The 23,157-nt window shown below is 55.8% G+C and carries 21 protein-coding genes; 11 read left to right on the top strand and 10 right to left on the bottom strand.

Annotated elements, in window-relative coordinates:
• Positions 1 to 23 precede the first annotated feature (23 nt).
• Positions 24 to 2,447, top strand: coding sequence for a glycerol-3-phosphate 1-O-acyltransferase PlsB (gene plsB / locus AC6I8R_RS01670; RefSeq protein WP_415173304.1), 2,424 nt, complete (start codon positions 24 to 26; stop codon positions 2,445 to 2,447).
• A 74-nt stretch (positions 2,448 to 2,521) separates the two neighbouring features.
• On the opposite strand, the gene ubiA is transcribed toward plsB, so the two are convergent.
• Entirely contained in the window at positions 2,522 to 3,406 is an 885-nt protein-coding gene (gene ubiA, locus AC6I8R_RS01665; protein WP_415173305.1) for a 4-hydroxybenzoate octaprenyltransferase, read from the bottom strand.
• Between the two features lie 11 nt (positions 3,407 to 3,417).
• Complete coding sequence (gene ubiC, locus AC6I8R_RS01660; protein WP_021184075.1) at positions 3,418 to 3,930, bottom strand: chorismate lyase; 513 nt, start codon at positions 3,928 to 3,930, stop codon at positions 3,418 to 3,420.
• A gap of 148 nt (positions 3,931 to 4,078) precedes the next feature.
• Between ubiC and AC6I8R_RS01655 the strand changes: the two genes are divergently transcribed.
• Both AC6I8R_RS01655 and AC6I8R_RS01650 read left to right on the top strand, forming a co-directional pair.
• Positions 4,079 to 6,115, top strand: coding sequence for a prolyl oligopeptidase family serine peptidase (locus tag AC6I8R_RS01655; protein ID WP_415173306.1), 2,037 nt, complete (start codon positions 4,079 to 4,081; stop codon positions 6,113 to 6,115).
• A 282-nt stretch (positions 6,116 to 6,397) separates the two neighbouring features.
• Positions 6,398 to 7,381 carry an IS110 family RNA-guided transposase gene (locus AC6I8R_RS01650; protein ID WP_497831835.1) on the top strand — a complete coding sequence of 328 codons (984 nt, stop codon included), beginning with the start codon at positions 6,398 to 6,400 and terminating at the stop codon, positions 7,379 to 7,381.
• Positions 7,382 to 7,410: 29 nt separating this feature from the next.
• On the opposite strand, the gene psiE is transcribed toward AC6I8R_RS01650, so the two are convergent.
• Both psiE and AC6I8R_RS01640 read right to left on the bottom strand, forming a co-directional pair.
• Entirely contained in the window at positions 7,411 to 7,821 is a 411-nt protein-coding gene (gene psiE, locus AC6I8R_RS01645) for a phosphate-starvation-inducible protein PsiE (protein ID WP_013507480.1), read from the bottom strand.
• 70 nt (positions 7,822 to 7,891) lie between these two features.
• Positions 7,892 to 8,590 carry a UTRA domain-containing protein gene (locus tag AC6I8R_RS01640; protein WP_021184073.1) on the bottom strand — a complete coding sequence of 233 codons (699 nt, stop codon included), beginning with the start codon at positions 8,588 to 8,590 and terminating at the stop codon, positions 7,892 to 7,894.
• A 225-nt stretch (positions 8,591 to 8,815) separates the two neighbouring features.
• Here AC6I8R_RS01640 and AC6I8R_RS01635 point away from each other — a divergent pair, with 225 nt between their 5' ends.
• The 6 genes from AC6I8R_RS01635 to AC6I8R_RS01610 all read left to right on the top strand — a co-directional run bounded on the left by AC6I8R_RS01635 (position 8,816) and on the right by AC6I8R_RS01610 (position 15,065).
• Positions 8,816 to 9,877: an ABC transporter substrate-binding protein gene (locus tag AC6I8R_RS01635; protein WP_021184072.1), complete on the top strand. Its 1,062-nt coding sequence runs from the start codon at positions 8,816 to 8,818 to the stop codon at positions 9,875 to 9,877.
• 10 nt (positions 9,878 to 9,887) lie between these two features.
• Positions 9,888 to 10,706 (top strand): alkaline phosphatase family protein, encoded by an 819-nt coding sequence (locus AC6I8R_RS01630; RefSeq protein ID WP_021184071.1) that lies wholly within the window; start codon positions 9,888 to 9,890, stop codon positions 10,704 to 10,706.
• The gene (locus tag AC6I8R_RS01625) at positions 10,696 to 11,541 is read left to right on the top strand and encodes an ABC transporter permease (protein ID WP_021184070.1); all 846 of its coding nucleotides are present in this window, start codon (positions 10,696 to 10,698) and stop codon (positions 11,539 to 11,541) included. Before AC6I8R_RS01630 ends, AC6I8R_RS01625 begins: the two co-directional genes overlap by 11 nt.
• A 10-nt stretch (positions 11,542 to 11,551) precedes the next feature.
• A complete protein-coding gene (locus AC6I8R_RS01620) occupies positions 11,552 to 12,337 on the top strand; it encodes an ABC transporter permease (protein ID WP_021184069.1) in 786 nt (261 codons plus the stop codon).
• 2 nt (positions 12,338 to 12,339) lie between these two features.
• Complete coding sequence (locus AC6I8R_RS01615; RefSeq protein ID WP_497831834.1) at positions 12,340 to 13,332, top strand: ABC transporter ATP-binding protein; 993 nt, start codon at positions 12,340 to 12,342, stop codon at positions 13,330 to 13,332.
• Positions 13,333 to 13,439: 107 nt separating this feature from the next.
• A complete protein-coding gene (locus AC6I8R_RS01610) occupies positions 13,440 to 15,065 on the top strand; it encodes a Na/Pi cotransporter family protein (RefSeq protein WP_021184067.1) in 1,626 nt (541 codons plus the stop codon).
• Positions 15,066 to 15,210: 145 nt separating this feature from the next.
• Here AC6I8R_RS01610 and gntU read toward each other — a convergent pair whose 3' ends face one another.
• From gntU to gntR, 3 genes are all read right to left on the bottom strand, one after another.
• A complete protein-coding gene (gntU, locus tag AC6I8R_RS01605) occupies positions 15,211 to 16,551 on the bottom strand; it encodes a gluconate transporter (RefSeq protein ID WP_415173307.1) in 1,341 nt (446 codons plus the stop codon).
• Between the two features lie 2 nt (positions 16,552 to 16,553).
• Entirely contained in the window at positions 16,554 to 17,090 is a 537-nt protein-coding gene (gntK, locus tag AC6I8R_RS01600) for a gluconokinase (RefSeq protein WP_021184064.1), read from the bottom strand.
• Between the two features lie 139 nt (positions 17,091 to 17,229).
• Positions 17,230 to 18,225, bottom strand: coding sequence for a gluconate operon transcriptional repressor GntR (gntR, locus tag AC6I8R_RS01595; RefSeq protein ID WP_021184063.1), 996 nt, complete (start codon positions 18,223 to 18,225; stop codon positions 17,230 to 17,232).
• Between the two features lie 330 nt (positions 18,226 to 18,555).
• Here gntR and AC6I8R_RS01590 point away from each other — a divergent pair, with 330 nt between their 5' ends.
• Positions 18,556 to 19,050, top strand: coding sequence for a GNAT family N-acetyltransferase (locus AC6I8R_RS01590; protein ID WP_497831833.1), 495 nt, complete (start codon positions 18,556 to 18,558; stop codon positions 19,048 to 19,050).
• A 78-nt stretch (positions 19,051 to 19,128) separates the two neighbouring features.
• On the opposite strand, the gene ggt is transcribed toward AC6I8R_RS01590, so the two are convergent.
• Positions 19,129 to 20,880, bottom strand: coding sequence for a gamma-glutamyltransferase (gene ggt / locus AC6I8R_RS01585; protein WP_021184061.1), 1,752 nt, complete (start codon positions 20,878 to 20,880; stop codon positions 19,129 to 19,131).
• 190 nt (positions 20,881 to 21,070) lie between these two features.
• On the opposite strand from ggt, the gene AC6I8R_RS01580 reads away from it, so the two are divergent.
• Positions 21,071 to 21,346: a DUF2756 domain-containing protein gene (locus AC6I8R_RS01580; protein ID WP_021184060.1), complete on the top strand. Its 276-nt coding sequence runs from the start codon at positions 21,071 to 21,073 to the stop codon at positions 21,344 to 21,346.
• Here the strand turns inward: AC6I8R_RS01580 and ugpQ are convergent.
• Complete coding sequence (gene ugpQ, locus AC6I8R_RS01575; protein WP_415173308.1) at positions 21,343 to 22,086, bottom strand: glycerophosphodiester phosphodiesterase; 744 nt, start codon at positions 22,084 to 22,086, stop codon at positions 21,343 to 21,345. The genes AC6I8R_RS01580 and ugpQ overlap by 4 nt on opposite strands.
• Positions 22,083 to 23,156, bottom strand: a complete 1,074-nt coding sequence (locus tag AC6I8R_RS01570) for a sn-glycerol-3-phosphate import ATP-binding protein UgpC (protein ID WP_208724595.1) — start codon at positions 23,154 to 23,156, stop codon at positions 22,083 to 22,085. The genes ugpQ and AC6I8R_RS01570 overlap by 4 nt, the downstream gene beginning before the upstream one ends.
• Position 23,157 lies beyond the last annotated feature (1 nt).

Raw genomic sequence — 23,157 nt, 5'->3', positions numbered from 1 at the left:
TAACAAGAGGCTTGAAGTTGTCTATGTCAGGTTGGCGTAAACTTTATTATAAATTATTGAATTTACCACTCTCCATTTTGGTAAAGAGTAAGGCTATTCCCGCCGATCCCGTGTCCGAGCATGGACTGGATCCGACGCGGCCTATCCTGTATGTACTGCCTTATGACTCCAAGGCCGATCTCCTCACACTGCGTTCGCAGTGTCTGAAACACGATCTGCCCGATCCGCTCGCACCGCTGGAAATTGACGGCTCATTGTTGCCGCGACATGTGTTTATCCACGATGGACCGCGTGTTTTCCCGTATTTCGTGCCGAATCTGGAGTCCGTAAAGCTGTTTCATGACTACCTTGATCTGCACCGCAGCAACCCGGAACTGGATGTACAGATGCTGCCAGTATCGGTGATGTTTGGACGTGCACCAGGACGTGAAGTTCAGGGGGAATCCACCCCTCACCTGCGTATTCTGAACGGTGTGCAGAAATTCTTCGCCATTCTCTGGCATGGTCGCGATAGCTTTGTGCGCTTTTCGCCGACCGTTTCACTGCGCCAGATGGCGACCGAACACGGTACGGATAAGTCGATAGCCCAGAAACTGGCACGCGTGGCACGGATCCACTTTGCCCGCCAGCGTCTGGCTGCGATTGGCCCGCGCTTGCCCGCCCGTCAGGATCTGTTTAATAAGCTGCTGCAATCGAAAGCGATTGAAAAAGCGGTGGAAGATGAGGCGCGCAGCAAAAAGATTTCCCATGAGAAAGCACAGCAAAACGCCGTCGAATTGATGGAAGAGATTGCTGCCGACTTCTCGTATGAAGCTATCCGCGTCACCGATCGCGTGATGGGTTGGATGTGGAGTCGTCTCTATCAGGGGATCAACGTGAATGGTGGCGAGCGTGTGCGCCAGTTGGCACAGGATGGACATGAGATCGTTTATGTCCCCTGCCATCGTAGCCACATGGATTACTTGCTGCTTTCCTACGTTCTCTACCATCAGGGACTGGTGCCGCCGCACATCGCCGCAGGTATCAACCTGAATTTCTGGCCCGCCGGGCCGATTTTCCGTCGCCTTGGCGCGTTCTTTATTCGCCGTACCTTCAAGGGCAACAAGCTTTACTCTACGGTCTTCCGTGAATATCTGGGCGAGTTGTTTAATCGCGGCTATTCGGTTGAATACTTTGTGGAAGGCGGGCGCTCACGTACTGGCCGCTTGCTGGAACCAAAAACCGGCACGCTGTCGATGACGTTGCAGGCATTGCTGCGCGGCGGTAGCCGTCCTATCACCTTCGTGCCGATTTATATTGGCTACGAACATGTGATGGAAGTCGGCACCTATGCCAAAGAACTGCGTGGTGCAGCGAAAGAGAAAGAAGGCTTTATGCAGATGGTGCGCGGCCTGCGTAAGCTGCGCAATCTTGGCCAGGGTTATGTGAACTTCGGTGAACCCCTGCCGCTGGTGAACTATCTGAACAAACATGTGCCGGAATGGCGCGAGGCGATTGATCCGATCGAACCTCAGCGTCAGACGTGGATGAACCCCGCAGTGAATGACATCGCCAACCGCCTGATGGTGCGGATTAACGATGCGGGTGCCGCCAATGCCATGAACCTGTGCGTCACCGCGCTACTGGCTTCTCGTCAGCGTTCGCTGACCCGCGAGCAGCTCATTGAGCAACTGGAGTGCTACACCCAATTGCTGCGCAATGTGCCCTACTCACCGGAAGCCACGGTGCCGAATCTCAGCGCTGAAGCCCTGCTGGATCACGCGATGGGCATGAATAAGTTCGAGACTGAGCAGGATAATATCGGTGACATCATCATCCTGCCGCGTGAACAGGCGGTGTTGATGACCTACTATCGCAACAACATTCAACACATGCTGGTGATGCCGTCGCTGATTGCCGCGATTGTGCAGCAGCATCGTGAAATCAGTGAAGCTGAATTGTTGCGTCAGGTCGCGTTGGTCTATCCGATGCTGAAGAGTGAACTGTTCCTGCGCTGGAGCAACAATGAGTTGCCTGAGCTGATTCAATCGCTGTGTAACGAGATGGCGCGTCAGGGTCTGATCACGCAACAAAACGGTCAGGTACAAATGACCACCGCGCGCTATCGCACGCTACAGCTACTGGCGGCGGGTATCCGTGAAACGCTCCAGCGTTTTGCCATCACCTTCTCGATTCTCAGTGCGAAACCCACTATCAGCCGTGGCACGCTGGAAAAAGAGAGCCGTACACTGGCACAGCGTTTGTCGGTGCTGCACGGCATCAATGCCCCTGAGTTCTTTGATAAAGCGGTGTTCACCGCGCTGGTGCTGACCCTGCGCGATGAAGGCTATATCAGCGACGGTGGCGATGCCGATCCAGAGCAGACACAGGCCATGTGGCAAATGCTGGCCGAGTTGGTGACCAGCGATGTGCGTCTGACCATCGAGAGTGCAGTGGCTCACGATTAAGGTGCTAATGAAAAAGCCGTCATCCACTGGATGACGGCTTTTTTACTTCAACAATCGCACGAAAAATCGCGCTGCTACAGCAAATCGATAAACGGCTGAGTATTCAACAGAATACCGATAAACAGCACCAGACCAACGTAGTTGTTATTCAGGAATGCCTGGAAGCAGGGTTCGCGCTCGCGTTGAGCAATCAACTTCTGCTGATGGACAAACAAGCCTGCCGCTAACAGCAGCGACCAGTAAAACGCGCCATTCAGATTCAGCAGCAGCCCCACCAGCACCATCAGACCCAGCGTTGCCAGCTGCAACAAGCCGATGATCAACTTGTCATAGCGACCAAACAGAATGGCCGTCGATTTCACGCCTATCTTTAAATCATCGTCCCGATCCACCATGGCGTATTGTGTATCGTACGCGACCGTCCAGCACAGGTTGGCAATAAACACCAGCCAGCAGACTAAAGGTAAGGACTCACTAACTGCCGCCCAACCCATGGGAATGGCCCAGCCAAAAGCTGCGCCCAGCACCACCTGTGGCAGATGGGTATAACGCTTCATGAAGGGGTAAACCCAGGCCAGCGCCAGCCCCACCACTGACAACATAATCGTCATGCGATTCATGGTCAGCACCAGCAAAAACGCCAGCAGCGCTAAGCCCACAAACAGCAGCTTCGCTTCTTTTTCCGTCACCAGCCCACTCGCCAGCGGGCGTGCAGCGGTACGTTTCACATGTCCATCGACTTTACGGTCGGCGTAGTCATTAATGACGCAACCCGCAGCACGCATCACAATGACACCCAACACAAACACCAGCAGCACCGGGAGTGGAGGAATCGCCATGCCGGATAACCACAGCGCCCACAGCGTTGGCCACAGCAGCAGCAGCGTGCCAATCGGTTTATCAATGCGCATCAGGCGGCTGTAGGCCTGTAATTTATTTATTCCCAGGGTCTTTTGCACAATCCTTATCCTTAATCCAGCGCGCGATAAAGTGGCGACGCCGGTAAAAACAGTTCAGTTAACAACAGCGGTTTGCCGGAGAGGCGTAAACGGGAACGCCGTCCCCACAACGCACCGACCTGACCCGGATCGATAAAATCTCGCGTCAGGGTAGAGTCGGCAAACAGATAGCGCCCGAGTGGGCGTGTACCAAGCTGCTGTAGCATCTGCTCAGGGCCATTAAGCGTGCTTTCCGGCACCAGGGTGCGGCCAGCCAGCCAGGGCACACCATCGCCGCATAACAAAATTTCTCGCAGCCAGAAGCGCTGATCTGCGGGTAGCAAATCCCCTTCCTCTTGCAGTTCACCGGCATCAATAAAGGCTTCACGTACCAGTTGCACCGTGACTTGCTGGCAATGCTGCTCAAAGCGTCGTGTCATCGAGTCTTCTTCCATTAGCCAGTCGAGCAAGGGTGCGGTTAGCAGCGGGGAAGAAGCAGGCAGCCAGTGTAGCGCGCGCAATTGCGCCAGCGCATCCTGAGACATAAAAACTCTCCACAGAAAAAAGTGCGCCCAGTGTAACGCACCACCGCCGCAGCGCGAATAACGAAGCGTTGCCGGAAATGCGTTGTAAGTTAATTCAATGCAAAACCGCTATGCTTGCTTCAGTTCACCAGGCTACTAAGGAGATGTCATGACGCCAGAACAACATCAGGATCTGTTAAACGCACTGGAGCAACCCCTAAACGACCAGGCACTCAGCTGGGTCGCCACACAAAACAGCCTTACCACTGCTCAATTCGCTCAGGGCAGCCGTTTCCAACAGGCCCAGCAAGCGACGCTGCATTGGCTGAATGACAAGTCCAACATTCCCTGGGTTACCCACTATCGCGAGAGCCTGTATAACTTCTGGCAGGATGAGGAACATCCGCGCGGTATCTGGCGGCGTACTAACGCGGTCTCCTATCAGAGCGCCGAACCCGAGTGGGAAACCGTGCTGGATTTGGATCAACTCAACCAGCAGGAAAACAGCCACTGGAGTTTTCATGGCGCCCAGCCACTCTACCCCGACTACGCGCGTGCGCTGATTTACCTCTCCAGCGGCGGCGATGCCTGTGAGATACGCGAGTTTGATCTGGTCAGTAAGACCTTTATCAACGACGGCTTTTTTCTCCCTGTCAGCAAAAGCCGGGTGAGTTGGGTAGATGAAAACACCCTTTTACTCAGCCTGGATGCGGGGGGCGAAACCTTGACCTCTTCCGGCTATCCACGCTGTGTCCGGCGCTGGCAGCGCGGCACGTCCCCTGAATCCGCCCCGTTGATTTACGCAGGTGAGGTCAACGATCTCTCGGTTTCTGCCTGGCGTATTCATACTCCGGGTTATGAGAAAGAGTTGGTGTATCGCGGGATCGATTTTTACCGTCATCAAACCTGGTTACTGAAAGATCAGGGCCAGCTGGAACACATTGCCATCCCGGATGATGCCACTGCCGGTTTTTTCAAAGAGTGGCTGCTGGTTACCCTGACCAGCCGCTGGCAGATAGCGGATGAGGTCTACCCGGCAGGCGCGTTACTGGCGATTAACCTGGACGATTTTCAACAGGGAAAACGCCACTTCACCACCCTGTTTACGCCAGATGCGCACACCACATTGAATAGCTACTCTGCCACGCGTGATTATCTGTTGATCGATAAGATCCGCGACGTGGTGGAAAGCGTCAGCGTGATGGCACTGGCAGAAGGAGAGTGGCAGACGGTTGAAGAGATCAGCCTCAATGATGCCACCAATGTATTCGCGCATGCGCTGGATAATGAGAACAACCGCTACGCACTCATCAGCCACGGTTTTTTGCAGCCGAGACGTCTGAGCTGGGGTGACTTTGATCGACAAACGCGCGTAGAGGTGAAGCAGGATCCAGCCAGCTTTGACGCCACAAACTTTGCAGTGACGCAACATTTTGCGCTATCGCTGGATGGCACCCCTGTTCCCTATTTCCAGGTTAGCGCCAAAAATCTGACGTTGAGCGGCGATCACCCGACGTTACTCAATGGCTACGGCGGCTTTGAAGTTTCACTGACGCCCTCTTATCTGGGTGCGAAAGGCGCGACATGGCTGCAAAAAGGCGGCGTTTACGTGGTGGCAAATATTCGCGGTGGGGGTGAGTATGGCCCGCAGTGGCACCAGGCGGCGTTGAAAGAGCATCGTCACCGGGCTTATGAGGATTTTGCTGCTGTCGCTGCCGACCTTGTCGCGCGCAATGTCACCTGCCCGGCACGTCTTGCCGCACGCGGCGGCAGCAATGGCGGATTGCTGATTGGCAATATGTTGACGGACTACCCCGCATACTTCGGCGCGTTGGTCTGCGAAGTTCCGCTGCTGGATATGGCGAACTATCATCGCTGGCTGGCAGGCGCATCCTGGATTGCGGAATATGGCGATCCGGACAAACCGGAAGAGTGGCAATGGCTGAAAAACTATTCCCCCTTCGACAAGGTTCAGGCCGATAAAACCTATCCTCCCACCCTGTTTACCACCGGAACCCGGGATGATCGCGTGAGTCCGGCGCACGCCCGTAAAATGGTGGCGCGGATGCAGCAACAAGGACATCAGCAGGTTTGGTTATATGAAGAAACCGAGGCCGGACACGGTAACGCGCCAGAGAAAGGGCAGATTGCATTCAAGATGGCGTTAGTGGAGGAGTTTTTGTGGCAAATGTTAATGGGTAACTAAGGGATGCGTAGCGGCGCGATTTATCGCGCAATTTCGTGCGCGCTGAAGGAAAAGCCCGCGCGATACGCGCCGCTTGTATCTTGAAGTTGTAACTGGTTAGCTACCCGTTACACGAAACGGAGGCAGCTTGTCGCGCCGCTTAAGACTCGATCTTGTGTCGTAGCTTAAAGCCCTCCGTTTCTCCTTTCACGCCAGCATCTACTCTGAACGGTAACCAGAAGCTCTGACTTCGTATGTACAAGGCAAGATGGCGTGATGGTTCATGTGAAAGGGAGCTGTCTTATGATTTATCTCGGTATTGATGTCAGTAAAAACAAACTCGACCTCTGCCTGTTGCCCGGCAACGGGAAAAAGAAAACCAAAACCCTCAAAAATCATCCCGACGCCGACCGGGAGATAAATGACTGGTTAATCAGGCAAAAATGCCATCCTGAACAGGTGATGGTGGTGCTCGAAGCGACCGGCATTTATCACGAAAACGTCGCCTTTGGTCTTCATGAAAATACCCCCGTCACAGTCTGCATCAGCAATCCTCAGCGGGTCAGGGAGTTCGCCCGTGGAATGGCTATCCTGACTAAAAACGACTCCGTTGATGCTTACATCCTGGCCCGTTATGGCGAGCTGAAACAGCCTGATGCCTGGGTGCCCCCCTCCCCGGAGGTCCGTAAACTTCGGGAGCTGGTGCGTCTGCGGGACTCACTTCAGGCTGATGTCCAGCGGGCGGAGAACCGACTGGAAAAGGCCCATTCAACCCGCACAGCGCCTGAAATCATTGACTCGCTGGAGAGAACCCTGAAAGCCCACAGGGACGAGCTGAAGCGTATTGAAGCGCTCATCTCAGACCACACAGATAATCATCCGGGTCTGAAGGAAGACCGTGAGCTGCTGGAATCGATAAAAGGAATAGGCAGCGTGGTGGGCACGACAATGCTGTCGGTGCTGCGCTCGTGTCCGTTCCGGAGTGCTTCACAGGTCGCTGCGTGGCTGGGTGTGGTACCGGTGGAAAAAACGTCCGGTAGCTCAGTCAGGGGGCGTGCACGGATGTCAAAAACAGGCCCGGCAGACGTAAGGGCGAAACTGTATATGGCGGCGATTGTAGCGATCAGGTGGAATGCCCCGGCGAAGGCGCTGTACCAGAGGCTAATCGCGAAGGGCAAAGCCAGCAAGGCTGCGCTTGGAGCGGTGATGCGCAAGCTGGTTCATCAGTGCTTCGGGGTGCTGAAAACGCGGATGAAGTGGGATGAAAATTACGCAGCTACCGCTTGACGTTCAAGACGGTAGCTACGAACGTGAAATTACTCGCGTTTCAATCTGTTGCTGTTCGCGAGCCACAGCGTCACCACCAGAATCAGAATGGCGGCGGAGTAGCACAGCGTATCGAACGGGTTTTTATGGTCGACGATAATCAACCGAATGATCGCAGTGATGCCGATATAGACGAAATAGCGCAATGGGAAGTGATAGCCAGACTGGAAATACTTCACAATCAACGCGATAAATTCGAAATAGAGAAAGTAGATCACAATCCCTTCGATCAGCAGAAATGACGACGCCTGTTCGCCGGTGCTAAACAGCACGTTGGCCAGATGAATGGTTTCCTTACCCAGGAATACCACCAGAATGATCGCCAGGATCACCAATCCCAGGTTCAATACCCATTGCAGAGCCGTGGCAATCAGTTGCCCCGCCGCTGATTTTTCAGTCATTTTTGCGCCTTAATAAAACGAGTTATCTCTGGCGCTATCATGCGGTAGTGTGATCAAAATCACAATATGGTCAGACATCCACATCCACGCACAGCGCATCATAGCGCCAGTACTCACAGTCGCAGTCGATGACACGTTTGTGCTGATCACGGTTGGTGCGGGTAATCAGCAATCCTGGCGTGCCGCTGGCAACATTTAATGCTGGCGCGGCATGAGCGGGTAATGGCCCCGGCAGGATAGTAAAACGCGCGCCGCCGTAACGAATGCCATAGCGGTGGTTATACAGGTCAGTCAGGGAGCGGGTGAGGTCCTCGTCAAGCAGGCCCGGAAAATAGTGTGGGTTAAGATAGTGCTCCACATACAGCACCGCGCGCCCATCAATGCGGCGCAGACGGCGAATCAGGTAAACCTCATCGCCTTCAGCCAGTTGCAGTTGATGCGCCACCGAGGAGTGCACCGGCGCTTTACGCGCTTCAATCACCTCAGTGCTGGCAATCCGCCCCTGTTGGGCAGCCATCGCGTGGAAATGGCTGTGGTGCAACGGGTTGTACACCAACCTCGGCGGGGCGAGAAACCAACCGCGGCGCAATTCACGGTAAATAACACCCTGTGCCTCCAGCGATCCCAGCGCTTCACGCAAGGTAATACGCGTGGTGGAATATTGTTCGCTCAGGCTGCGTTCCGCAGGCAAGCGCCCGCTGGTGAACTCGCCTGCGTCAATCCGACTGTGCAGCGCGGCTGCGATGACATCTGCCGTTTTCGACAACATCTTTAAAGCCTCATTTTGGGGCGAAGCTGCACTATGACAGTTCGATGACATTCTAATGACAACGTAAACCTGGCCTCAATGCCTTCCGAACATCTGTGTGGATCGGCGCTCTACACCACATTTTACCGCCTTAGTCATAAAACCTTCATCTGCAACAGCTAAATTGGCTCGGTTCTTGCTGGACTAGACCAAGATGTCCCTCAACTTACACCGGGAGCAACTGAGATGAAAGCGTTAATCGCCTCTGTAGTAGCCAGTGCCGTACTGCTTGCGTTGCCAGCCGCGCAAGCCGCCGACAACGACCTCGCCGCGTTGGAAAAAGCCGCGCGCAGTGAAGGTCAAATCAACAGCGTCGGTATGCCAGATAGCTGGGCCAACTGGAAAGATACCTGGAATGACATCAGTAGCAAATATGGCCTGAAGCACAGCGATACCGATATGTCATCGGCGCAGGAGCTGGCTAAATTTGCCGCAGAAAAAGAGAATGCCAGCGCCGATATCGGTGACGTGGGTGCCGCTTTTGGCCCGGTCGCGGTAGCGAAAGGTCTGGCACAGCCCTACAAGCCGACGCACTGGGATCAGGTGCCGGACTGGGCGAAAGATAAAGAAGGCAACTGGATGCTGGCCTATACCGGCACCATCGCGTTCCTCGTCGACAAGCAGCAGGTGAAAGATGTCCCGCATAGCTGGGCCGATCTGAAAAAAGGTAAGTATGTGGTCACTATCGGTGACGTCGGTGTGGCTGCTCAGGCTGCCAACGGTGTTCTGGCGGCTAACTACGCGCTGGGCGGTGACGAGAAGAACCTGAAACCGGCACTGAACTTCTTTGCTGACCTCGCCAAACAGAGCCGTCTCGGCGTGACCGATCCGGTGATTGCCAACATTGAGAAAGGCGAAATCCAGGTTGCTGTGGTGTGGGACTTCAACGGTCTGAACTACCGCGATCAGATCGACAAAAACCGCTATGAAGTGGTGATCCCATCCGACGGTTCTGTGACGTCTGGCTACACCACCATCATCAACAAATACGCCAAACACCCGAACGCCGCCAAACTGGCGCGCGAATATATCTTCTCTGATGCCGGCCAGACTAACCTGGCAAAAGGTTATGCACGCCCGATTCGTGCCAAATACCTCACGCTGCCAGCTGACGTGCAGGCCAAACTGCTGCCGGAATCTGAGTACAAAAATGCCCGACCGATCAAAGACCAGGCTGCCTGGGATAAATCGTCAAAAGCACTGCCGCGTCTGTGGCAGGAGAACGTGATCATCAATATGCAGCAGTAAGGAGAAGGGGATGAAAACAATCCTGGTGGTACTGGATGGGCTGAGCAATCAGGTGGCACAGCACGCAATGGGTTACCTGTTTGCCGAATGCGCGCAGGGCAATGGCCAATATTACACCCTGACCTGCGAGTTGCCGTCACTGTCGCGGCCGCTGTACGAATGTATTCTCACCGGCATCCCGCCGGTGCGTAGCGGCATCATTCATAATGGCGTCAGTCGGTTGAGCAAAGAGCGCAGCATCTTCCATTATGCCCGCGCCGCCGGTTTAACCACTGCGGCTGCGGCGTACCACTGGGTGAGTGAGCTGTATAATCAGACCCCGTTTAACGCAGCGCGCGACCGGCATACGGTCGCGCCTGACCTGCCCATTCAATATGGGCACTTTTACTGGGACGACGGCTACCCGGATTCCCACCTGTTTGAAGATGCCGAAAGCCTGCGTCTGCGCCACGACCCGGACTTTATGCTGATCCACCCGATGAATATTGACGATGCCGGGCACAAACATAGCCTGTCGTCACCACAGTATCGCAACCGTGCGCGCATGGCGGATGGTTATCTGTCGCACTGGATGCCAGGCTGGTTGGCTGCCGGTTACCAGGTGATTGTCACCGCCGACCACGGCATGAACGACGATCGCTCTCACGGCGGGATTCTGCCGGAGGAAACCAACGTGCCGCTGTTTGTGTTTGGTGAAGGCTTCTCAAAACAGCCGGATCTGCAACCACAACAGACCGAGTTGTGCGGCATCGTCTGCACCCTGTTGGGCGTCGAGCATGATAAACCGGTATGCCGTGACCTGCTGGCGGAGCCGCGTCATGAAGGGTAAGGGCCTGGCGCTACTGCTGTTGCTGCCGTTCGCCCTGTTCTGGGTGGCATTCCAGCTCGCCCCTTTGCTGTGGATCGCCATCAACAGCTTCTGGAGCGACATGAACGAAAGCTGGGGACTGGATAACTACAGCGATATCCTGACCTCGCCGTTCTATTTACAGGCTTTTCGCCTGTCTCTGGATATCTCGATCTGGTCGAGCATTTATGGCCTGTTAATCGCGCTGGTCGCCGGATACTCGCTGCATCAGATGGGCAGTGGACGCTTTCAGCGCTTTTTGATGTCGTTTACCAATATGACCAGCAACTTCGCCGGCGTGCCGCTGGCGTTTGCCTTTGTCATTTTACTCGGACTGAACGGCTGCCTGACGTTGCTGCTGCGCCATTACAATTTGCTGGAAAGCTTCAAACTGTTCTCGCGCGACGGCATGGTGATTGTCTACACCTGGTTCCAGATCCCGCTCGGCATTCTGCTGCTCTACCCGGCTTTTGATGGCTTGCGTCAGGACTGGCAGGAATCCGCCGCGTTGCTCGGTGCCAGCCGCTGGCGCTACTGGTGGCATATCGGGCTACCGATTTTGTTCCCGGCCCTGCTCGGCACCTTCGTGATTCTGCTCGCCAACGCCCTTGGCGCTTACGCCACCATTTATGCGCTCACCACTGGCAACTTTAACGTGGTGCCGGTACGTATCGCCGCCCTGGTATCGGGTGATATTTCGCTGGATCCTAATACCGGCGGCGCGCTGGCGATGCTGTTGGTGCTGTTGATGGCGGTGATTACCGTGGTGCAGCAGTATCTGGTGCGCCGCAGTTATCTCAACGCCAAACCGTCCTGAGGAGCGGCCCATGTCTCGCGTCGAAAAACTTTACCATCGCCTGATTGTCTGGCTGCTGCTGGTGATTCTGGCGGCTCCGCTGCTGGCAACGCTGTTGTATGCGCTCTCCTCCGACTGGAGCAACACCATTCTGCCGCAGGGCTACACGCTGAAATGGTTCTTTGAACTGTGGAGCGACAGTCGTTTCCTGACGGCGCTCGGCCATTCGCTGTTGATTTGCTTTGGTGCGTTGTTGTTCTCGTTAGTGCTGGTGCTGCCTGCGATGTTTGTGATCGCTTACTACTTTCCGAAGCTGGACTCGGTTATGAACGTGCTGATTCTGATGCCGTTCGCCGTACCGCCAGTAGTGTCATCGGTCGGCTTGTTGCAGCTTTACTCCTCATCACCGCTGATGCTCACCGGCACGCCGTGGATTCTGATTGGCTGTTATTTCACCATCGCGCTGCCGTTTATCTATCGTGCCATCTCCAACAATATGCAGGCCATCAACCTGAAAGAGTTGATTGATGCCGCGCATCTGCTGGGCGCCAGCACCTGGCAGGCAGCGCTGTTTGTGGTGCTGCCGAACCTGCGCAAAGGGGTGTTTATCGCCGTGCTGCTCTCCTTCTCTTTCCTGATAGGTGAGTTTGTATTCGCTAACCTGCTGGTCGGCACCCGCTATGAAACCTTGCAGGTTTACCTCTACAACATGCGCAACGGCAGCGGCCATTTCACCAGCGCGCTGGTGATCTCCTATTTTGTTGTCGTCCTGCTGGTCACCTGGCTGGCGAATGCCCTCAATCCTGAACGAGGCTGACCATGAGTTACCTGAACGTTACAAAGCTGAATAAAAGCTACGGCCCGACCACCATTTTCGAAAATATCGATTTCAGCGCCGACGAGGGCGAGTTCGTCACTCTGCTCGGTCCAAGCGGCTGTGGTAAATCAACGCTGCTGCGCTGCATCGCCGGGCTGACCTCGGTCGACAGCGGGCAAATTCTGTTGCAGGGCCAGGATATCGTGCCGTTGCCGCCGCAGAAACGTACCATCGGCATGGTGTTTCAGAGCTATGCCCTGTTCCCGAATATGACGGTAGAAAAGAACGTCGCCTTCGGCCTGAAGATGCAAAAACTGGCGGCAAGTGAAATCCAAAGCCGGGTGATGGAAGCGCTGGCGCTGGTGGAACTGACCGACTTCGCCCGCCGCTATCCCCACCAACTGTCAGGCGGCCAGTGCCAGCGCGTGGCGCTGGCACGTTCGCTGGTGACGCGTCCACGTCTGCTGCTGCTGGATGAACCGCTGTCGGCGCTTGATGCCCGTATTCGCCGCCATCTGCGCGAGCAAATCCGCAATATCCAGCAGGAACTGAAGCTCACCACCATCTTCGTGACGCACGACCAGGAAGAAGCACTGACACTGTCAGATCGCATCGTGTTGATGAATCGTGGAAAAATCGTGCAAAACGGCAATGCCGAAGCGCTATATACTCAACCGGCCGATCTGTTTGCCGCCGGGTTTATCGGTAACTACAACCTGTTGAGTGCCGAGCAGGCAACGCAGTTAACCGGCCAGACGTTCACCGGTCAGGTGGCGATTCGCCCGGAATCGATTCTGATGGGTCCGCCAGAGTCAGGTATTGCGGCCACCATTATCAGCCACAGCCTGCTGGGTAACGTGATCCGTTATCGTGTGCTGGCGCACAATGTGGAACTTTCGGTCGATGTTCTGAACCGTAGCGTGGCAGATTTACACCCCGCCGGGATGCAGATTGGGCTACAGTTAGAGATGTCGACGTTGCGCCAGGTCGCTTAAATTACAGGAAAAATTAGCAACGCAACGTGACGATATCTTGTACAGGTTGCGCTCTCCGTCAGGCTGGCAACCTGCTTTAAAGCCTGACGGTAAAGGAGCCAGCTTACGTGTTAACCCTGTTAAACCTGTTATCTGCCGTGGCCCTGTTGGTGTGGGGCACACATATTGTTCGTACCGGCATTATGCGTGTGTATGGTGCCGATCTGCGTCGGGTACTTAGCCGCAGCGTCGAGAAAAAACCGATGGCGTTTCTCGCCGGGATTGGCGTCACCGCGTTGGTGCAAAGCAGCAACGCCACCACCATGCTGGTCACCTCATTCGTCGCGCAGAATCTTGTCAGCCTGACACCCGCCCTGGTGGTGGTGCTGGGTGCTGACGTCGGTACGGCCGTCATGGCACGTATCCTGACCTTCGATCTTTCGTGGTTGTCGCCGCTGTTTATCCTGTTTGGCGTGATCTTTTTCCTCGGTCGAAAACAAACCCGTCTCGGTCAACTGGGACGAGCCAGCATCGGCCTCGGTCTGATCCTGCTGGCGCTGCAACTGATTGTCGCCGCCGCGCGCCCGATTACCCAGGCAGCGGGCGTACAGGTCATCTTTTCCACGCTGACCGGTGATGTGATGCTGGATGCCCTGATTGGCGCGGTGTTCGCCATCATCAGTTATTCCAGTCTGGCGGCGGTGTTGATTACCGCCACCCTGACCGCCACCGGGGTGATCTCCTTCAAAGTCGCGCTTTGTCTGGTGATTGGTGCCAATCTTGGCAGCGGCCTGCTGGCGATGATTAACGCCAGCGGCTCCAATGCCGCCGGCAAACGTGTCGCACTTGGCAGCCTGCTGTTTAAACTTATCGGTAGCATCGTGATTTTGCCGTTCGTTAATACCGTGGCAGACGTATTGGATAAGCTGCCAGTTAACGACGAAGAGTTGGTCATTTTCTTCCATGTGTTCTACAACCTGATCCGCTGCATCGTGATGGTCCCCTTCGCCGATCCGATGGCGCGCCTGTGCCGCCGGATGATTAGCGATGACGCAGAAACTGACACCGTGCTGAAACCGAAACACCTCGACAGCAGCGCGCTGGATACCCCCGCGCTGGCGCTGGTCAATGCGGCGCGTGAGACGTTACGCATTGGCGATGTGGTTGAGCAGATGGTCGAAACCTTCAGCAAGGTGGTGCACGGCGAGCTACGTGAGGAACGCGCGGTGCGACGGCTGGATGATGATGTTGATGTGTTGTACACCGCCATCAAACTCTATCTGGCACGTATGCAAAAGGAAGATCTGGCGGAAGAGGATTCGCGCCGCTGGGCGGAGATCATCGAAATGGCGCTTAACCTGGAACAGGCGGGCGACATTATCGAACGCATGAGCGCTGATGTGGCCGATAAAGCGCTGGCCGCACGCCGTGCCTTCTCACCGGAGGGGCTGGAGGAGCTGGAGACATTGCAGGAGCAGTTGCTGAATAACCTGCGCCTGAGCCTGTCGGTGTTTTTATCCCACGATGTCGCCAGCGCCAAACGTCTGCGCCGTTCCAAACATCGTTTCCGTATTCTGATTCGACGTTTTTCCCATGCCCATGTTGAGCGTCTGCATCGCCAGAACGTGCAAAGTATCGAAACCAGCTCGCTGCATCTGGGATTACTGGGAGATATGAAGCGTCTGAATTCGCTGTTCTGCGCCGTAGCCTACACGGTGCTGGAACAGCCGGATGACGACAGGGATGATGAGTAAACCCGCGCGATAAATCGCGCCGCTACCGACCTTTGCGACTGGTAGCGGCGCAGTTCCGTGCGCGATGCGGGAAAAAACCGCGCGATAAATCGCGCCGCTACCGACCTCTGCGGCTGGTAGCGGCGCAATTTATTGCGCTGGGTTGTTATGACAATAAGGTAAAAGCAATCATCCCGACAATCGCCCCGGTGGTGCCGAGGATAGTTTCCATCAGCGTCCAGGTTTTCAGGGTTTCACCTTCCGTCGCGCCGGTAAAGCGGCCAAACAGCCAGAAACCAGCGTCATTGACGTGGCTGATTATGATGGAGCCACCGCCGATACAAATCGACAGCGCCGCCAGTTGCGCGCCGCTGTAGTGCAGCGGTTCGATCACCGGCATCACCAGGCCAACCGTCGTCAGGCAGGCGACCGTGGCTGAACCCTGAATCACCCGCACCGCACCGGAGAGGATAAAACAAGCCAGCGCAATCGGCAGACCCGCGCCAATCAACGCGTGGCCCAGTACCGGACCGACGCCGGAATCCACCAGCACCTGTTTAAACACCCCACCCGCACCGATCACCAGCAGGATAATCCCCGCCGGTTGCAGCGCGCTGCCGCAGACCTGCATCACCTTCTCTTTATCCATTCCCTGACGGTACGCCAGGCCATAAATCGCCACCAGACAGGCCAGCAGAATCGCGGTGAAGGGGTGACCAATAAACTCCAGCCACTCATACAGACGTGAATCCGGCGTAGTGAAGCGCGCACCGATGGTTTTCAGCCCCACCAACAGCAGCGGGAACAGGATCAGCGCCAGACTGAAGCGAAACGACGGCAGTTTGCCCTCTTCCACATCCGGTTGATTGTCTTCCGGCGGGGCGCTGAAGGTGACGCGTTTAGCAATCAGGTTGCCAAACAGCGGTCCGGCGATAATCATGCCAGGGATCGCTGCGCACAGGCCCAGCAAAATCATCCAGCCAAAATCAGCGTGCATTTGTGACGCCAGCAACATCGGAGCCGGTCCCGGCAGCAGAAACGCTGCGGAAGCAGCGACCCCGGCAAACAACGGGATCACCAGTTTCACCAGGTTATCGCCGGTGCGGCGCGCCACGGCAAATGCGATGCTGATCAGCAACACCACCGCCACCTCAAAAAACAGCGGCAGCGCGCAGATTAACCCGGCAATGCCCATCGCGTAATGCGCGCGGCTTTCCCCGAAGGTTTTCAGCATGCGGATAGCAATCTGATCGACCGCGCCGGTTTCATGCAGGATTTTGCCGAACATCGCGCCCAGCGCCACCACAATCGCCAGGAAACCGAGCGTACCGCCCATGCCTTTCTGCATGGTGTCAGCAATTTTGTCGAGCGGCATACCGGAGAACAACCCGGCACCAATGGAGACTAACATCAGGGCGACAAAGGCGTGCATACGCGCTTTCATCACCAAAAACAGCAGCAGCAGGACAGAGCCTGCTGCGGTTAACACCAGCGTTGCGGTACTCATGACTAACCCTTGTTGATTGCTCCCTTGATGGTCGCAACCGTGGCCGCAACTACCTCATCCAGTGAATGATTAATATCAACCACCAGTACATCGGGTTCGTTCGCGCCGGGTTCTTCCAGCGTGGCAAACTGCGTCACCAGCATCTGTGGTTTGAAGAAGTGGCCTTTGCGGGCTTTCAGGCGGGATTCGATGGTTTCGAAATCGCCTTTCAAATAGACAAATTTCAGGTTGTGGTTGCCCTGACGCAGGATGTCGCGGTAGGACTTTTTCAGTGCCGAGCAGACAATGATGGAGACTTCCTGGGTACGTTGCATGGCAAAAGCGGCATCGTTCAGCGCCTGCAACCACGGACGACGATCGTTGTCATCCAGCGGATGACCTTCGGCCATTTTCATAATGTTGCTGCGCGGATGCAGGAAATCACCGTCGAGGAAGGCGGTGTTGAGTTGGTGTGAAACCTGATTGGCGACGGCAGACTTTCCGCTGCCGGACACACCCATCAGGATAAAAACATGGTGCGACGGGGATGGCGTTGTCATTGTTTTGCGCTCCGGCAGTTAATCTGCCAATGTTACCGATAACAAATTCGATCATCATTGTCGGTACCCGGTCACAGGCTGGCAACCCTTTTACCGGGAAAAGCACGAAAGTGTGAACTGACTCAAAAAATCGCCAGAATCAGATGCTGCCGCCCTCGGCAATTTCAAACCCGACATCCAGTGGCACGGTGACGGAACGATCGCCGCCAATTCGCGCCAGCAGCATCGCCGCCGATTCCCGTCCCATGCGTTCGCGCGGGGTCAGCACCGTCGCGAGACGCGGGTTAACCACCTGGGTGATATCGTGACCGTGGAAACCGGCAATCGCCATTTGCTCCGGGACGCGCAATCCCTGACGTTGGCATTCGAACATCGCCCCGACTGCAAGGTCATCGTTGGTACAGAACAAGCTGTCGGTTTGCGGATAGCATCGTTGCGCCTCACGCAGCAACAAGGCTCCGGCGCTGAAGGACGAGGCATCTTCCATCATCACGCTGTGCGGTGTTAACCCGGCTTCACGCATCGCCTGCTCGTAGCCCTGCTGTTTCTGGAGGGTACGTTCATCAAGGCGCGCACCGAGGTAGACGGTGTGGCGATGGCCTTTTTTCAGGATAGCATGGGTCATCTGACGCGCCGCTTCGACGTTGTTAAAGCCCACAGCCATATCGAGGCAAGGTGAAACCGAGTCCATCATTTCGATTACCGGGATGCCTGCCACTTCGAGCATACGCAGCGTACCCGGCGTATGGGTGCGTTCCGTCAGGATCACCCCATCGATGTTCCAGCCCAGCAGCGAACGCAGCTGCAATTCCTCTTTCTGTGCGTTATAGCCGAAGTGCCCCACCAGCGTCTGATACCCCGCCTCATCGGTGACGGTTTCAATCCCGCGCAGCACGTCAGCAAATACCTGGTTGGTCAGCGAAGGCAGCAGCACCCCAATCGCCCGGCTGGTGGCGTTTGACAGCATATCGGGCGCACGATTGGGGATATAACCCAACTCGTCCAGCGCAATGGCGATTTTGTCACGCAGCGCAGCGGAGACCTGCTCTGGATTACGCAGGTAGCGGCTGACGGTCATTTTGGTGATGCCGACGCGATCGGCAACGTCCTGTAGTACCGGTCTTTTTTTCTTCATCGTAAGCGCCTGAGGTCAGAGATACGCTGAGTCTATCATTAAATTGTCATGCGATTGTAAACAGGGCGCGGGAAGCGGGATCGTTGCCAAATGTCGGAGAAAAAGACAAAAAAAAAGCCAGCACCCGAGCTGGCTAAGAAACACTGGAAGCAATGTGAGCAATGTCGTGCTTTCCCGGTTTGTCAGGAGGACGTCCCGGGACCGCATCGCAATAATAATCATTATCATTCGCGTCTGTAAAGTCCTTTTGAGAATTATTTTCAGTTGACCAGCGATAAAAAATCCTTGATGTTAAAGGGGATTTTTTCATTTTGCATAAGGAGCCGCACCATGAGTCTGATCACTGTCCGTCACACTACGCCTGATGACGCCGCCGTACTGTTTCAGCTTTACAGTCACGCTGAAACCCAGGCGGATACCCTGCATCTACCCTTGCAATCGCCTGCGCTGTGGCAGGAGCGACTGCAAAACATTCGTCCGGGTGAGCAACGACTGGTGGCGTGCATTGATGGACAAGTGGTGGGACAACTCACCGTCAGCGTGCTGGAGGCAATGCGCCGTCGTCATACCGCGACTATCGGGATGGGGGTTGATCCGGCGTTTCACCGCCGTGGCGTCGGTTCCGCGTTGATGGCGGCGATGGTGGACCTGTGCGACAACTGGTTGCAGGTGACGCGCATTGAGCTGACGGTGTTTGCCGACAATAAAGCCGCGATTGGGTTGTATCAGAAGTTTGGGTTTGAGATTGAGGGCACCGCGCGCCGTTATGCGATGCGGAACGGCGCGCTGGTGGATACCCATTATATGGCGCGGTTGAAAGTGTAAAGCTAAAAACCGCGCGATGAATCGCGCCGCTACAGACCAAAGATGGCTGTAGCGGCGTGATTTATCACGCAAAAATCATTAATAACCCGCGCTTAAATCATCCACCGAACGCGGATCGGATGCACCATAACGCGTGCCATCCGGCCCAATCATAATGCTCTGGGTACTGCCCATCGCCGGGAGCACCTTCACATGCTGACCTTTGCTCTCCAGCAAACGCAAGGTATCCGGGCTAAAGCCCTTCTCCACACGCAGCTGATCCGGCAGCCACTGATGATGGAAACGTGGCGCATTGGTCGCCTCGGCCACATTCATACCAAAATCGATGCTGTTGACCACCATCTGCAACACCGTGGTGATAATGCGGCTGCCGCCAGGGCTACCGGTCACCAGCCAGGTTTTGCCATCCTTCACCACAATGGTCGGTGACATCGACGACAGTGGACGCTTGGCAGGTTGTACCGCATTGGCTTCACCACCAACCAGACCATAGACGTTCGGTGTCCCCGGTTTAGCGGAGAAGTCATCCATCTCGTTGTTCATCAGGATACCGCTCTGCCCGGCCACAATGCCGCTACCGAAGTAGGTATTCAGCGTGTAGGTCACCGCCACCGCATTGCCGTCCTTATCCACCACGGAGAAATGGGTAGTTTGATTGCTCTCGTACGGCTCCAGCTTGCCCGGTTTGATTTCGCTCGACGGGCGCGCCTTGTTGACATCAATCTGCTGCGCCAGCGATTTCGCGTAAGCTTTGCTGGTCAACGCCTGCTGCGGCACCTTCACAAAATCCGGGTCACCGAGATATTCCGAGCGGTCGGCATAGGCGTATTTTTCTGCCTCGGCCATCACCTGCATCGCATCGGCGCTACCAAAGCCCATCTTCGCCAAATCGAAGTTTTCCAGGATATTAAGGATTTCGATGATATGAATGCCGCCTGATGACGGCGGTGGCATTGAGAAGACCTGATAGCCGCGATAGCTGCCGCTGACCGGTTTGCGCTCAACGGCGCGATAGGCTGCCAAATCAGCTTTGCCAATCAGACCACCATGTTGTGCCATCTCACCGGCGATTTCGTCGGCAATTTTGCCTTTGTAGAAGGCATCCGGCCCCTGTTGCGCAATCAGTTGCAGACTATGCGCGAGGTTTTTCTGCACCAGACGATCGCCCTTCTGATAAGGCTGGCCGTCGGCTTTGTAGAAAATGGCCCGGCTGTTGTCGTGATTGATCAGGTTTTCTTTGCCATAGGTGGCGAGGTCATCCGCCAGCGCATCGTTAACAATGATGCCGTTCCGCGCCAGTTTGATTGCCGGGGCCAGCAAGGTGCTTAACGGCAGCGTGCCATATTTATGAGCGGCCAGCGCAAAACCCGCCACCGTGCCTGGCGTACCCGATGCCAGATGGGAAGTGAGTGATAACTTACTGTCGGCGTTGCCTTGTTTATCAAGGAACATATCGCGCGAGGCACGCGCCGGAGCCATTTCGCGGAAATCGATGGCGGTGGTCTGCCCGGAGGCGGTACGCAGCAACATAAATCCGCCACCACCGAGGTTTCCGGCCTGTGGATGGGTCACCGCCAGCGCGAAGCCGACCGCGACCGCGGCATCCACCGCATTGCCGCCCTGTTTGAGAATCTCCACGCCCACGTCAGTGGCGGTCGCATCCACCGAGGCCACCATGCCATGTTTCGCCTTCACCGGATGGAAGGTATCGCTATCCACGCCATAAGAGACGGGAGGTGCGCTGTTTGGTGCCGCCTGTCCCCCCTGCACCACGGTAAAACTCATCAACAACGCCCAGCCGAGCTGGCGTACACTGCCTTGTATCCGCATGCCACTACCATCCTTTTCAGTTGTTTATAATTGTTTACATTGACGCAAGTGTTTACAAACACTGAAAAAGATTAGCAGCTAACTCAAATTAGGTGCACTCCTGGATTGGCCCTTTTTAATATCGCATAAACTTATGGTTGCTGCGGTTACGCCAGACACACAGCACCGCGGCATCAATGGAGGAGTGATCATGAAAAAATGGCTGATTGTTTTCGCTGCCCTGCTGCCGTTAAGCAGCATGGCGAATATGCTGAATAACACCAACGAACCCTTTAAACCGGGCTACAACCCAAGCCAGCAACGGATGCAGACGCAGATGCAAATCCAGCAGCAGCAGGAGAAACTGAAGCTGCAACAGGATCAGCAACAGCAGAAACAGGATTTACAGCGCAAAATGCAGGAACATCGCGATAGCGCCCAGCAGCGCATCATCAAAACGCAGCCGGGCCAGCAGAAGACCAATTAACGGAAGTCGGGACCAATAATGTCGATGCAGTCGGTACAGATCGCATCGACGCCCCACCCCAGCAGCTCGCGCGCCCGCTCGGGCTGATTCACGGTGTAAACCAGGATATGCAGACCTGCCGCTTTCAACTGCGCGGTGCGCTCGGCATTCAGCAATTTGTGGTTGAGGTGAATGGAGACGCAATCCAGGCTTGAGGTCAGCGCTTGCCAGTCATCATGCCAGCTATCCAGCAGCAAGCCGCGCGGCAGCTCTGGCACCGCCTGCATGGCGGCTTCCAGCGCCTGATACGAGAAGGAAGAGAGCAGCGGCGCAGTTTGCCCCTGCCACAATTCACGCGCGGCTAACGCCACATCGCGCCCCGTCTCCACCTCTTTGCCAGTGGTCGGTTTGATCTCAATATTCGCCATCATCTGATGCTGACGGCAGCGCGCGGCCACGTCACTCAGCAGCGCCAGCGGCTCACCGGCAAATTTGTTGCTGAACCAGCTACCGGCATCCAGTTGCGCCAGCTTATCCCACGGCAAATCGCCCGCCACGCCCCAGCCGTTGCTGGTGCGATCGAGGGTGTCATCGTGCAGCAGGAAAATCTGGCGATCGTCTGAGAGTTTGGCGTCAAACTCAATCATTTGGTGGTGATAATGCGCCCCCACATCAATGGCGGCGAGGGTGTTTTCCGGGGCCAGTTTACCGCCGCCACGATGGGCGACGATGTGCGGATACGGCCAGTTGTGCTTACTCATTCCAGACGCTTTCCATGAGTTGAATCGAAGAAATGTAACGCCTCCGACGGCAAATGCAGCCATAGGCTGCTGCCCGCCGGCGGGCGTTCGCTGTGCGGCAAACGTACCACCAATCGCGCCTCACCGATACGACCATGCGCCAGATTATCAGCACCGAGCATTTCCAGTGTCTCCACCACCAACGGAATCCCCCCCGCCTCTCGGCTTGTTAGCTGGATATGCTCAGGGCGAATGCCCAGCGTCAGTGGCCGATTGGCCCACTTCGCCTTGCTTTCCGCCAGCGGCAGCGCATGCAGGGCATCGAGAGTAAAACGGGTGCCGTCGCTGTTGATCTGCCCCGGCAGCAAGTTCATCGCCGGTGCGCCGATAAAAGCGGCGACAAACTGGCTGGCCGGGCGTTCGTACACCTCAACCGGCGTGCCCACCTGCTCGACAATGCCTTTGTTCATTACCATCACGCGCTGTGCCAGCGTCATCGCCTCAACCTGGTCATGCGTCACGTACAGGCTGGTGGTTTGCAGACGACGGTGCAGCTGTTGCAGCTCCAGCCGCATCTGCACGCGCAGGCGGGCATCAAGGTTTGACAACGGTTCATCAAACAGGAACACCGCCGGTTCACGCACGATGGCGCGCCCCATCGCCACACGCTGGCGTTGACCGCCGGATAACTCACGCGGGCGACGGGTCAGCAGATGATCCAGTTCGAGGCTACGCGCCGCTTCCAGTACGCGCTGGCGAATCTGTTCTTTGCCCATACCACGGATTTTCAGGCCATAGGCCATGTTCTCTTCTACCGTCATATGTGGGTAGAGCGCGTAGTTCTGGAACACCATCGCGATACCACGATCTTTCGGCTCCAAATCGGTAACACGTTGGTCGTCAATATAGATATCGCCAGAGCTGACGCGCTCCAGCCCGGCCACCATACGCAGCAGCGTGGATTTACCGCAGCCGGAAGGCCCGACCATCACCATAAACTCGCCATCGTTGATGGTGATATTCAGCGGCTGAATGATCTGATTTTTGCCGTCATACGATTTGGTGACGGTCTGAAGGGTTACGCCTGCCATT

It is taken from the genome of Pantoea sp. X-Soil-OKNW-713 (genome assembly GCF_059730685.1).
This window is presented reverse-complemented; position numbering and strand designations above follow the sequence as displayed.